The 14,418-nt window shown below is 45.9% G+C and carries 6 protein-coding genes; 2 read left to right on the top strand and 4 right to left on the bottom strand.

Annotated elements, in window-relative coordinates:
* The first annotated feature begins 16 nt into the window (after positions 1-16).
* Both B5D42_RS11770 and B5D42_RS11775 read left to right on the top strand, forming a co-directional pair.
* Positions 17-8,608, top strand: a complete 8,592-nt coding sequence (locus B5D42_RS11770; RefSeq protein ID WP_078831710.1) for an RHS repeat-associated core domain-containing protein — start codon at positions 17-19, stop codon at positions 8,606-8,608.
* 10 nt (positions 8,609-8,618) lie between these two features.
* Positions 8,619-9,152, top strand: coding sequence for a hypothetical protein (locus tag B5D42_RS11775; RefSeq protein WP_078831711.1), 534 nt, complete (start codon positions 8,619-8,621; stop codon positions 9,150-9,152).
* Positions 9,153-9,259: 107 nt separating this feature from the next.
* On the opposite strand, the gene B5D42_RS11780 is transcribed toward B5D42_RS11775, so the two are convergent.
* The 4 genes from B5D42_RS11780 to B5D42_RS11795 form a co-directional block, all read right to left on the bottom strand.
* A complete protein-coding gene (locus tag B5D42_RS11780) occupies positions 9,260-9,595 on the bottom strand; it encodes a hypothetical protein (RefSeq protein WP_139367126.1) in 336 nt (111 codons plus the stop codon).
* Between the two features lie 1,184 nt (positions 9,596-10,779).
* A complete protein-coding gene (locus tag B5D42_RS11785) occupies positions 10,780-11,208 on the bottom strand; it encodes a hypothetical protein (RefSeq protein WP_245825658.1) in 429 nt (142 codons plus the stop codon).
* A gap of 794 nt (positions 11,209-12,002) precedes the next feature.
* Positions 12,003-12,917: a citrulline utilization hydrolase CtlX gene (ctlX, locus tag B5D42_RS11790; RefSeq protein WP_245825660.1), complete on the bottom strand. Its 915-nt coding sequence runs from the start codon at positions 12,915-12,917 to the stop codon at positions 12,003-12,005.
* Between the two features lie 25 nt (positions 12,918-12,942).
* Positions 12,943-14,397: an arginine deiminase family protein gene (locus tag B5D42_RS11795; protein WP_078831714.1), complete on the bottom strand. Its 1,455-nt coding sequence runs from the start codon at positions 14,395-14,397 to the stop codon at positions 12,943-12,945.
* Between the last annotated feature and the right edge of the window lie 21 nt (positions 14,398-14,418).

A 14,418-nucleotide genomic window follows, 5' to 3' on the forward strand; every position in this document is an offset into this window, starting at 1 on the left:
AACGGTACTGCACAATATGCTGCGACTAAAACATATACTGCTTTTTGTTTTACTGCTACTGGTAAAAAGCACCGGCGTTTTTGCTGCGGAAGAAACATTCTTTAATGAATTACGTTCTTCTGCTGTTTCCGCAGGTAATGTGCTGACCGTAACGGACGAGAAATTCCGGAATTTTTCATCAGGTGACTGGGCGAAGCTCACGCACATTTCTGTAAACAACTACATTAGTTTTGAACTGAATGTTGACACCTCGCTTTATTTTTACGGTAAGCCATTTTCAGCAACTTTAAATGTCACTATCCATACCTATAATACGAAAAGTGACACCACGCTGGAATCAGGTACCCCGCAAACGATCAATCTGACTATACGCTTTGATACCACGCAGGGCGGCAAATACAAAGGAACGGCATTATATAAATTCCGTAATGCACACAAGTTCCGTGTAGAGATCAACAGCATCACAAGTCCCGAATTCGGTGCATCCATTCCTGCCATTTTCCGGCTGACGGGTAAAACGGTTATCGACAGGCAGTATGAATTCCAGGATTACAGTCCTGATATCTCTCTTTTCCAGATCGTGAACCCGGGTCAGTTACAGGTACTGTGGACACCAGCCAATTATCCGGGTGCAGAAGAATTTGATCTTGAATGGACGGTGATCGACAGTTTAAGCCGTACAGCAGATTCTATCAGGAACAGTCTTGTTACAGTAGACAGTGCTTTCCTCGCACGCATCTTCCGAAACAATGCATCACGTATTACAACCAGCGGAAGTTCACATCTTTTCAACCTTGCCTATAACAGCGGTTATCTGATCTACCGGATCAGAGGTGTTCAGGTACACCAGCCTGACGGGATCCGATATGAGGGAACATGGAATTATAAAGGAACACAAACGGTAGGCGGCACAACGCAGGCAACATATAAAGCAATCACCTGGCACCAGTCGAACCTCAACTGGCAGTATGCAGCCTCATTTGCAGAAGACGGCAAGCGGAAAGAAGTGATTCGTTATTTCGACGGTTCACTGCGCGACCGGCAGGCAGTTACGCTTGATAATACCAACCAGGTTCCGGTAGTGCAGGAAACGATTTACGACCCGGAAGGCCGTGCAGCTGCATCAATCTTACCAGCACCCGTTTCTACGGCAAATAATATTCTCAGGTATTATCCTTCGTTTAACAGGAACAGCAGTAATGCTACGTATAGCTTTGCCGATTTTCAGTATGGTGCAAACTGTGGTATCGGTGCGGGTGCATTGTCTGTCAATTCAGGTGCATCAGGTTATTATTCTTCATCCAACCCATTCCTCAACCAGGATAGCTGGAATAGTTTTATCCCGGATGCACAGGGGTATCCGATTGCCGTTACTGCATACACGCCAGATAATACCGGGCGCATCGCCGCGCAGGGTGGAGTAGGACCAACCTTCCAGTTGGGATCCGGTCATGAGACCCGCTATTTTTATGGAAAGCCAACCCAGACCGAACTTGATCGTTTATTTGGCAGTGAAGCAGGGAATGCAAGTCATTACCTGAAAAATATGGTAGTAGATCCGAACGGACAGATCAGTGTAAGCTATATTAATGCAGGCGGTAAAACGGTTGCTACCGCACTCGCAGGAAAAGCGCCGGACAGCCTTGGGGCACTTACTTCTGCAACAGGCGCTTCAACAACGGTGAGGAACGACCTGATCAAGACCGAAGATTTTGTTTCGGATGTAACAAGCTATAGTCTTTCAGCTTCTGCAACATTTACTGCAGCCGTTACAGGGAATTATGGCTTCAGGTATAACCTTTATCCTGAACAACTGAAGATCCTTCACGGTGCGAACAACCAGTTCACGCTTTGCGCAACCTGCTATTATGATCTGAAAATAGAAGTGAAGGATAATTGCGGCGTGGTTAAAAACAGTGAAACGAAACCAGCCGGACTTGTATTCGACCCTGCCTGCAGCATTCCGCAGGTGATCACAGATACATTCACCACAAAGATCGATTCTATCGGCGAATACCATGTGAGTTATGAACTGGTGATCAGTAAAAATGCGCTGGCTTATTACGATAGTCTGAATCTTGCTGATAATACCAATATCCGCAAACTGAGCAGCTTCCTTTCGGAGGAGTTGCGCAAGATGGATATTTCGAACTGCTTCAATAATTGCGCAACCTGCCTGGAAGACCTGGGAACACAAAAGGAATTCATTGACAGGTTTAAACGCTTGTACAGACAGGATGCTCTGACGTTTATTAACGATGATTCACTGTATCTCGACCAGCTTTATAAAGATGAACTGGCTAAATGCCAGCAGAAACGCGTTGCCGGTAACTGTATGGTAAGCCCATGCGATCAGAAACTGAATGTGATCAAAATGGACGTAACGCCGGGAGGCCAGTATGCCTTGTATAATGATACCACATACCAGTTGCTGAATCCTTCGGTGATTAATGTGTTGTCGAAATTCAGCACTGTACAAAGCTTCCCTGATGAATTCGGCCGGCCGGACACTGTGGTGTTTTACAATATCCTCGGTGAAGATTCTGCGCGTGTGGCTGTAAACCAGTTGTCGTTACAGGATTTCATCATACACTGGAAAGCGAGCTGGGCCGATTCGCTTGCACGTTTCCATCCTGAATATTGCTATTACCTGTGGTGTACACAGCGTCCGGCAATCAGTAATTCATATGCATTTGATGATTATGTAAAAGAAGCTGTGAATATCGGAGATAGTGCGATTGCAAATGGCTATTTCAGCAAAACGGATTACCTCGCGTTGCTGAAGAAGGACCCGTTCTTCGATCCGGCATTGCGGGGTAATGACAGTACCTATTTCAAGCTGATGCGTGATAACCTGGAATTCTTTTCAAGGACGATGGTGGGTTATTCGCTCCCTGATAAGAATATCCTGCAGTTTACTTATATGGTGATGTATTGCAAGAATGAAGCATCGCCATGGGATGCCAATTGCCGCATCGATGACTCCTGTCGATCCATGACCCGGGAGTGGGAGTTTTACAAACAGCAATATTTCAACCTGAAAGAGGTATTCTACGAAAAAGCGCGCCTTGCCGACCCGGATTTCAAGGACTGCCGTAATTGTTATATCGGTAATGATCTTGCAGGACTCGGTGGCGCAAGAGGTAATGATACACTTTCCGGGCCTGGCAGTCATTTGCCTGAATGTCTTACCAGGGACGATTTTGAATATTTTGTGGAAGATGCAGGCGATGGCATGTTCGGGATTGTGATCCATCACAAGGAAGATACACCGCTCGATATGACCATCCAGGTTGTGATCAGCTACGGGCCTGATGTGAATGATCTGGCTTATTTGTCGGTTATTTTCAACAATTCAGCTACGGGTAATGTTCCCGGATTATTCCCTGGCCCGATACATGAGGTGCAGATAGACGAAATTCCGTGTGACCTTACACCCATACCGGGCGATACAACAACCTATATCGGCAATATAGACACCACTTATTTTGTGCCACCTACAAACTGTATCAGCAATTGTGCAGATAATGTGATCTATAATGCATACGACAGGCCCGGTGTTTCCTACTATGTAAAAAGGGCTTACGGACAGCGTTACCAGCCGCCTGTTTCCGTTCCGTCAGGTTATAGTCACGGTCAGTTCTATTCAATGTTCGTGGTAACCACAGGCCCTGAAACATCCTGTGTATTCTACAATGCATGGGTATACATCAAAGATGATAATGGTTACAGACCGGTAACGGGTAATCCGTCTTCTTATTGTCCGGAAGATTCATTGGCAACGCTATACAAAGACAAAGTGCGCCGGTTCCCGGGTTATGTCAATACGGAATCATTTATTGCAGAAGCGCTCTCAAACAATCCTCAGCAGCAGACAGCTGTTCAGAAAGCTAAAATTATTGCGCAATGCGGTGTAACCTGTGAAACCAAAGCAGAAACCTGGGTTACATTCCTGAACAATTGTGCCAATACCGGCAATGCGGTAACCGATTCATTATTGCTTGATCAGCTCAAAAAAGAGTTCATTAAAATATGTAAAGCCGGTTGTGTGGAAGGCGCCTACCATGGCTCATCTACCGCCCCGGATACGGCAAGTATTACGTATCATTCACTGGAACAGGCTATCAAAGGCATCATGGGAAGCGGCAGCATCAGCACGAACTGCGCTGTTGAAATGCTGGCAGATGCGTATCCGTATAACCGTCAGCCGGTGATGGACCTGAATTCGATCATCGAAACTGACTACGATATTTGTAATGTTGTATCGAGATTCAGGGCTGCTTACACCTCATCAGGATTTACGGGCAGCTTCTATCAGTACCTCCGCAAAGAGATCGGTAAAGGCTTTGTGATCAGCGAAGAAGAACTGCACGATATAGAACGCAGTTGCGTAAGCTGTTTCAATATCATGCATAATGAATCACTACTGCCGGTAGCATTTATGCCTGGCAGGAGGAATTTCATTAACTGCATAACGGCAGATTCACTGAAACTTGCATTCGCAGCCAAATTCCCTGCGGCAATGCCGGGGACCGACGATTATATGACGCTCCGGACCAATTTCTTTAACCAGACACTCGGTTTCAGCCTGAGTTACTTCGATTACCAGGATTATTTCGACAGTGTGTGTGCAAAAGGCGGTACGTCTAAACTGTATAACGAGGCAGCTACGCCACAGTATGTACAGGACAGGTATGCCTGTATGTCTCAGTTGTTCGAGACTGCCGCTTTCAATGCGAGATTAAGGTATAACGACTATATCGATTCGGTACGCAGGGATTTCAGGGAGGCATACCTGAATAAATGTATGTCGGCCCAGGCAGATCTGAAGATGTCGGCAGAGCTGTATGAATATCATTATACACTTTATTATTACGACCAGGCAGCGAATCTTGTGAAAACGATACCGCCGGCCGGTGTACGACTGCTTACCACTGCGCAGGTAGACAGTGTGCAGTTAGACAGGTTGTATGGCCGCGTGGATTGTTATAAGTACACGGATGATATCAATTTCAGCGGCACTGGTGCCAAATCCTTCGATAACAAAGCGATCTATAATTTCGATACGGCAAGTGCATCGATAGAAACCTATCTCTGGCTGCAGAACTACAACGACCAGGCGCTGATCAGCTATTACGATACAACCGCCCGCCGTGGTTACAGGCTGACCTTCGAGAACAATAAACTTGTATTCAGGTTACAGCAGAGCGATACCGCTTATTTCGAAGCAAAAACAGGAAATGTAACAGGGTTTATTCCGCTGAACAGCTGGCAACACCTGGTGGCAACGCTCGACAGGGATACTACTTCGGGCGTCATCACCATGATCCTGAACGGCAATGTAATGCCGGTAACCATCGATTCGCAATATTTTGCATGGAATACGGATGCAGACCCGGCAGACAGTAATCATGTTTCCTTGTATGTAGGCGCAGACAACCGCGACAGTCTCGGTATGCTCACCGGTCACCTGAAACAACTGCGTTTCTACAAACGGGCGCTGACCGTACAGGAGGCAAGACAAAACGCCACCAACCCATGTCTTGTTCCTGCGAAACAGGATGCACTTGTATTCTGGGCGCCTGTAAATGAAGGCACCGGCGAGATCATCGACAGGTTTAACAACGATACCAGTCGGTCTGTAAAGGATACGCTGACCTGGACACGTAACCGTACCGGCATCTTCCCGGCACATACCCTTCCGACTTATTATCAATACAACAGTCTGAACCAGGTAACCTGGCAGGAAACACCGGATGCCAGCATCAGCAGGTTCTGGTACGACAGGCTGGGACGTCTTGTGATCTCACAGAATCACGAACAGCTCGATCCGTTGAATGGCGGCGCTTCTAACCGTTACAGCTTTACAAGGTATGACTCGTTAGGTCGTATCGTGAAAGTAGGTGAGAAGATCGGCGCGCCGAATATCAATACCATAAACACATTAGATACTGCCCAGCTGAATACCTGGCTGGCGAGTGGTCATGATTACCAGGTAACTGAAACGATGTATGATGTTGTGAATACATCTGTAGTCACACATAGCAGCATCACCAATAACCAGCAGAACCTGCGCAAACGTGTTGTAAGTACGCTGTTCAGGGAAGATGCTGCAGCGGATTATGATAACGCAACACATTACACCTACGATATCAACGGTAATGTAAAAACGCTCTGGCAGGAGATAGGCAAGCTGCGTCCGTATAGTGACAACGGCATCAAACAGATCAATTACGATTATGACCTGGTGAGCGGTAAAGTGAATAAGGTGATTTACCAGCCGGGTAAAGGAGATCAGTTCATTTACCGTTATGGGTATGATGCAGAAAACCGCCTGACAGCCGCATACAGCAGCCGTGATGGCCTGATCTGGTCAACCGATGCAGAATACCGCTATTATCTCCACGGCCCGCTCGCAAGAATGGAGCTGGGAACCCATAAAGTACAGGGACTTGATTACGCATATACACTACAGGGCTGGCTCAAAGGTGTGAATACCACGAACCTCGAAGGTGCAACCAATATCACAGGTGATATGGGCGGTGATGCGCAGAACGGCAGCCGGATCTCCAAAGATGTATTCGGGTTTGCATTGCATTACAACCATAATGATTTCAAACCGATCGGTATAAACGGGCAGATCCCATTTGCGGCATTGCCGGGTGCAGGTGGAGCAGGTAAGGGTTCATTGTTCAATGGCAATATCTCCGCAATGAGTGTAAGTCTTGCTGGTACAACACAACCGCTCTTATACCGTTATGGCTATGATCAGCTGAACCGTTTAACAGACAAACGCGTATTCAGCGGCCTCGATACCAGCAACCGCTGGACGCCTGTAAGCATGAATGATTACACAGAGATTCTGACTTACGATGCCAACGGTAATATCCTCACCAACAAACGCAACGGAACCACCGCCGCCGGCCGCCCACTGGCCATGGATGACCTGACATATCATTACCAGTCAAACAGCAATAAACTCACTCATGTAAGTGATGCAGTTGCAGCGGGTAATTACACAGAAGATATCGATGACCAGTCTTCCGGGAATTACACTTACGACCGCTTGGGCAACCTGATCTCCGATAATGCGGAAGGCTTACAGAATATCCAATGGACAGTTTACGGCAAGATCCGAAGCATTGCCAAAGCATCAACCGCCATAAAATACAATTACGATGCAGGCGGCAACCGCGTTTACAAACAGGTAAAAACCGGCAGCGACAGCACGCAGACAGTTTACGTCCGCGATGCTACCGGCAACACCATGGCCGTATATAAGGTACGAAATGACTCCACTTTCTGGGATGAACAGTATCTTTACGGAAGCAGCAGGCTCGGTGTATTCAACTATTCCTGGTTGATTCCGGCACAACCTATTGTAACAAGTTCTTTGACGACGACATTAGCGGATAGTCTCATAACAGGCCGTATATCTTATGAACTCTCCAACCACTTGGGTAATGTGCTTGGCACAATCAGTGATAAAAAACTGGGTGTGGTTTCTTTAACAGATACCACACAGGTTGGGTATTACAAAGCTGAGTTGCTGAATACTACGGATTATTATGCATTTGGTATGCAGATGCCGGGCAGGAAGTGGGATTTGGGTGGGTATAGGTTTGGATTTAATGGGAAGGAGAATGATAATGATGTGAAAGGTGAGGGGAATCAGCAGGATTATGGGATGAGGATTTATGATCCGAGGTTAGGCAGGTTTTTGAGTGTTGATCCCTTAACTGGTACATTCCCATTTTATACCCCATATCAATATGCAGGAAACTGCCCTGTTAGATTTATAGATCTAGATGGAGAGGAGACATATGACAACATGGCAAAGTATTGGTCTGGCCAGCCTTTGATTAATATGACTCCTGCGCCAGCAAGAGGAACTAACGCAGCTGGAGTGCCAAGAAACGCTAACTGGTTTTTTAAGCAACAGCTTGCTGCCAATCCGGAAATGTTCAGTGAAGCCAATAAAATCAAGATTAAAATTAATAGGAACCCTGTTGTTGATGCGCAATGGATAAAACATAATCCGGCAGCGACGAAATATTTAGGGGAGAGATTAATACATCATCATATTGAAGGTGGGGAACTTGCAGCGGCAATCCCCGAAAAATTACACAGAGATGCATTTAGTGAATTGCATCCCTACGTAACAAAAGGAGCGTCTCCTAGAGGCGCTAAAATTCGAGGTATTGCTGGAGGAGCATTAAATATGTTGGGCAATGTCGGCATGTTTTCAGGCCTTTTTACTGGTGATCCAGATTCATGGATAAATTCATTCGGATTTGGAGAACCTCAAAAAGGGGATATTAAAAAAGATTGGGGAAGTGGGTTGTATGTTCAAATAACAAGTATTATAACTCATTATGTCCCTGTTTTTGATGCTAATGGTCAACCTGTTATTGATGATGCGACAGGACAACCTAAATATCGAATTGGAAGTAAAACTGTTAATGCCGATATTTACAGAGGCTATATTTGGAATGATGAAACAAAAAAGTTTGAAGGTGTTGATAAGGTTGATAGTCGAACGGAAGAATGGAAATATAACAATAAAGGAAAAAGAGTTGAAGAAAAGCCAATAGGGCCGTTATCATAAAAGAACAATTATGGAAGCCTCATTATTTGTTGAAAAGCTTAAGATGTTAGCTCCGTTAAAGGAAGAGTTTAAGGGACTTGACATGCCTGATGATTTTATTGAACAACTGATAAGTAGCTATAATTGTACTTTGAAAACCAATGACAATTTAGTTTTCTTAAAAGATCCAATTCTTACATTGTTGAATAGCTATGATTGTTCCAATTTGGAAATTGGAATTATTAAGTTTTATAATAATCCCATTGAAAATGTTGATTATTATAAAATAGGAAATGTTGATGCTGATATATTGATTTTAGAGAAATTAACATTAAAAATTGTTGTTTTAGATTACGCTAATCTTGATCATATAATATGGGAATGTGCCTCAAATAGCGCAAATTTTTTAGAGGCATTGCTGGTATGTAGTGAATGTTTAACTTCAAAATTAAAAAGTATTTCAGCTGAAATTCCATATTCTATTACATCTGCATATATTAATCGTTGTGCTATTGCAGCAGGAGGAGAGCAGTATATTGATTTTTATAAGATGCTCTTAGAATAGGGCTCATTTTTTCATCCTCCGCAGAGTGTCCATCAAGTAACAAGAGACCGATGGGTCGCCGCAGACGTCTCCCGAAGGGGACTCTGCGCAGCACGCTCTCGCCCTACTCAAGATGCAGAGACAGACAAATCCACATCCTGCAACTCCATATAATTAATCACTGGATATACACCCTGAAATCCTGTAAAATAATAACCGGCTAAGCTGTGGACATATTCCTCCGGAAGCTTAACCAATCCCGCCTTGCATGGGTTCCAATGAATATAATTGACTTTGGTTAGTGTAAATTTTAAGCTAAAGCACTCTTTCTTATCAAATGAAGGTTCAAATACTTCATGCTTCTTGTTCTTCATTCTGTCTGTTGCATTTACCCAACTGGCTAATTGTTCCAGGATGGCTTTATTGCCCTGCTTCTGCAGTAATGAAACCAACTCGTATGCCATAAACCGTTTGCCATTTCCAATGATGGTATTGATTGACTTTTCATCCTCCGCAGAGTGTCCATCAAATAACAAGAGACCGATGGGTCGTCGCAGACGTCTCCCGAAGGGGACTCTGCGCAACACGCTCACGCCATTGCTTAAGATGCGAATAGCGGAGATACTGAAAAAATCACAATAGCGCCGCCGGTGCCCCTTATTCTCCGCATGGTCTGTCCTACGCAGACGTCTCCCGAAGGGGACTCTGCGCAGCACGCCCTATCCGTTACTCAAAATGCAGAGAGATAAATCCACATCCTGCAACTCTGGATATACACCCTGAAATCCTATAAAATAATAACCGGCTGAACTGTGGACATAATCCTCATCCTCCGCAGAGTGTCCATCAAATAACAAGAGACCGATGGGTCGCCGTAGATGTCTCCCGAAGGGGACTCAGCGCAGTACGATGATGCTATTTTTATCCTCCGCAGGGTGTCCTTTTCATTCTTTAATCCTCCGCAGGGTCTGTCGCCGCAGATGTCTCCCGAAGGGGACTCTGCGTAACACGCTCTTGCCATTGTTCAAGATGCAAATAGCGAGATGCTGCAAGAGCCACAATAGCTCCGGCCAACTCCTGTATAAGTATAACAAAAAACTCCTAAAGTGCAGCGTCGTGATAGCGCAGAGTCCTCTACGAGAGACATCTGCGCAGAAGGTAAGGTATACTAAGATCCTGCTAATCATATTGCATCTTCCGCAGAGTGTTCGTCAAGCAATAAGAGTCTAATGGCCGCCGCTGACGTCTCCCGAAGGGGACTCAGCGCAGCACGCTCTCGCCATTGTTCAAGATGCAAATAGCGAGATGCTGCAAGAGCCATAATAGCTTCGGCTAACTACCTGTATAAGTATAACAAGAACCTCCTAAAAGTGCATACCCGTGATAGCGCAGAGTCCTCTACGAGAGACATCTGCGCAGAAGGTAAGGTATACTAAGATCCTCCGCGGGGTCTGTCGCCGCAGACGTTTTCATCCTCCGCAGAGTGTCCATCAAGCAACCAGAGACCGATGGGTCGCTGTAAACGTCTCCCCGAAGGATAAAGTTTTCGTCCTCCGCAGGGTCTCATTCTCCGCAGAGTGTTCATCAAGCAATAACAGGCCGATGGTCTCCGCAGACGTCTCCCGAAGGGGACTCTGCGCAGCATGCCCTATCCATTACTCAAAATGCAGAGAGATAAATCCACATCCTGCAACTCCATATAAGTAATCACCGGATAAACTCCCTGCAATCCTGTAAAATAATACCTGGCTGAGCTGTGGACATATTCCTCCGGAAGCTTAACCAATCCCGCCTTGCATGGATTCCAATGAATATAATTGACTTTGGTTAGTGTAAATTTTAAGCTAAAGCACTCTTTTTTATCAAATGAAGGTTCAAATACTTCATGCTTTTTGTTCTTCATTCTGTCTGTTGCATTTACCCAACTGGCTAATTGTTCCAGGATGGCCTTATTACCTTGCGTCTGCAGTAATGAAACCAGCTCATATGCCATAAACCGTTTGCCATTTCCAATGATGCTATTGATTGACTTTTGTGTAGCGCTGAATGCTATCAATGCATGTACATGATTCGGCATGATTACATAAGCTACTATGTAATGTCCCTGCTGTTTCAGGTAATCGAACCATTTGTATACCGTATGGTAACCATTGGTTATTTTAAATAACGGCAGCCATCTTGCGCAGGTAAACGTGATAAAGAAAACGCCATTTTGAACTGTGATTTTGCTTCTTACACTCATTCGCGGAAGGTAGATGCGCGTGATGTTATTACTTGCTACGTTTTATACGCTATGTGCAGGTCTTTGTTCCTATATGCTGCTCCGTATGCGCAGAGGCTCCTTCGGGAGACATCTAGCGCGGACAGGGGAGGATAGTGTTATTACTTGCTACGACTTGTGCGCTATGTGCAGGTGTTTGTTCCTATATACAGCTCCGTGTTGCGCAGAGTCCCCTTCGGGAGACATCTGCGCGGACAGGCGGGGTTGTTATTACTTGCTACGTCTTATACGCTATGTGCAGGTGTTTGTTCCTATATGCAGCTCTGTATGCGCAGAGTCCCCTTCAGGAGGCATCTGCGCGGGCAGAAGAGGCAGCTCTGCAACGAGTGGCTTCTCCTGTTAATGGTTGACCGTACCGATCTTACCCGCCTCCGCTGACGTCTCCCGAGGGACTCAGCGCAGCACAACTGTGGCTTCTCCTGTTAATGGTTGACCGTACCGATCTGCACTGCCTCCGCTGACGTCTCCCGAAGGGGACTCAGCGCAGTACGATGATGCTATTTCTAACACTGTTTACAGATTTCAACCTTCAGCCGGGTGCGTTCATAGGCCTGAAGGTCACTGAGGCCAGAAACTATAGGTTTGAAAATTCAGCGTGCCGGCAGGAAGATCTCGGCCATCATGCAACGCGCACTACCTCCGCCATTGGTTTCTATGGTTGGGATGGGAGAGTGTATGATGGGATCGAAAGCTTCAATAGCTGCAACCTGTTCCGCATCAAGGCTGTGATAAGCCTGTGACGACATGACCAGGAAAGCCTGCCCGTCTTTATTATGCACCTGCAGCATATTGCCCGCAAAATGATCCATCTGGGCTAAGCTGATGGTGATGATCTTTTTGCCGTTCTCTTCCAGCTGGCGGAGTACCTGTTCTCTTTCTGCTAAATCTGCAATGGTATCTGTACAGATGATCGCATACTTGTCTGCCACACACATCATTACATTGGTATGATAGATCAGGTTGCCGTTACGATCGGTGGCTGTAAAAGGAACTGCAGTGTATTTCATGGCTTCGCACCATTGCTGCAGAAGTGCGGGGTTGGTGCGGGGAGATATGCAGGCATAAGAGATCCGGTTTGTTCTGTCGAGCACCATACTTCCCGTTCCTTCAAGGAAAAGATCCTTTTGTTCGGCAGGCGAGAGATCACTGATCTCTGTAATGCTGAAATGTTCCTGAACGGCCTGTATAACGCTTTGCTTGCGTTCGCGGCGGCGGTTCTCGGCAAACATCGGGTAAAGGATTACCTGTCCGTTATCGTGGAAAGAGATCCAGTTATTCGGAAAGATAGAATCCGGCGTATGCGGTTCCGGTGTGTCCTGCACTGCCAGTATATCGATGCCTTTGCTGCGTAAAAGCGCTACAAAATCATCGAATTCTTTGAGTGCCTGCTCCTGCGCATCCCGGCCCGTATTTACCTGGAAACTGTTGTTCACGGCTGTTTCGGGGTTAAAACCAAAACCTGCCGGCCTGATCATAAGGATATGTGAAGTATGCTGTTGCTGCATAAAATATCTTTTTAATAAATGCCCGTTAAACGGTTTCACTGAAGCTGAGTTCTTCCCGCCACAACGGCATACTCATGCAATGGAAGCCACCTCGTGCCCTGGATAACTCTGCTGAAGGCATCAGGATTAGTGTATCTTTGATGCTGTCGGTGGAAACAGTACCCGCTTCCAGCTGCGGCAGCAGGTCTTCTACATGTACGATGCTGAAACCGGCTTCCCGGAATGCTTCTGTGGTTTTATCATTCCTGTCGTAACCGAGCACAACACCTTCTTTCAGCGCCAGCAGGTTGCAGGAATCTGTCCACTGTTCCCTGGCATTATAAGGAAATTCATTATTGCCGGAAAAAATGAAACGGACTTCGCCCTTACAATGCAGGTCTGTTCTGCTGATATCTGCCAGCAGGTCTTCCAGGCTTTCGAAGCTCACCGGGTTTTCCGGCGCGTCTTTATGGAACTGCAGTATTTTGATCTTTTCTTCCTTTTTTACTTCCAGCAACCGTTCTATGGCTTTCTCATCCTCGTGTTTGATGGTTTTCCGGGAGAAATTGCCCAGCATCACCCACACATCTTTTTTCACCTGTGTGAAGACCGTATCGATGTGCATATAATCCCTTTTTCGGGGAATGCGGATAATGGTTACTTTATCTGCCAGCCCTTTTTCGAACATGATGCCTGTTATGGCAACTGCTGCTTCGGGCGATGTGCGTTCGCTTACACCTACCAGCAGGTGCCTGCTGCTGATGACCATGATATCGCCGCCCTCTAGTGTGATCTTGCGGTTCTCTTCCTCTTCTTCGGGAAGCAGGAAACTGTGACTATAATCCGGCAACTCAATGATATTATCCTGCCAGGCTTCAAAAAAAGGATGGTGGAAGAAAATATACTTCGCAAGCAGGGCTTCTCTTGTCCGCGCTTTTTTTGCAGGTTTGTTGAGCAGCACATGATCTCCGATAGTGATGCCGATATCTCTTGTGAAAATAAAATTCGGGATCGGCGCAAACAGCATCTGTTTTTCGCGGCTGGTTCCTGAAATAAAGAGCTTGGCGAGCTCGCCCGGAGAATAGGTGAGTAAATCTTTCTGCACCTGGTAAGTGCAGCTTTCTATGGCTGTAACGGAAGCAACCAGCTTTACACGGATATCATAATTCTCAAGAATATCTGCAAGCAGCCATTCCAGTTCTATCACTTTGTCGGAGCGGTAAAAATCCGCATGTTCCGGCTTATAAAAATTCCTTTTGTTCTCAGGTGCATCGATCTCTGCAAGCCGGCCTTTGATCTTTGCCGGATCCAGGAAATACAATAATATTTTGGTGTAGTAATCGTATTCATCCCGGCGGATCGTGTCCAGGTGTACAATATCTTCAAAAAGCCAGTCCTGTGCTTTCGACGGAACTACTTTTCCAATACCGCTGTCGGGACTATGTACCAGTAAACGTTTGAGCGTACCTATTTCGGAGGTAACGGATAATTTATTAACCATACGATGATCGTTAAACAATAA

The sequence above is a fragment of the Sediminibacterium ginsengisoli genome, assembly GCF_900167075.1.
Lineage (GTDB): Bacteria > Bacteroidota > Bacteroidia > Chitinophagales > Chitinophagaceae > Sediminibacterium > Sediminibacterium ginsengisoli.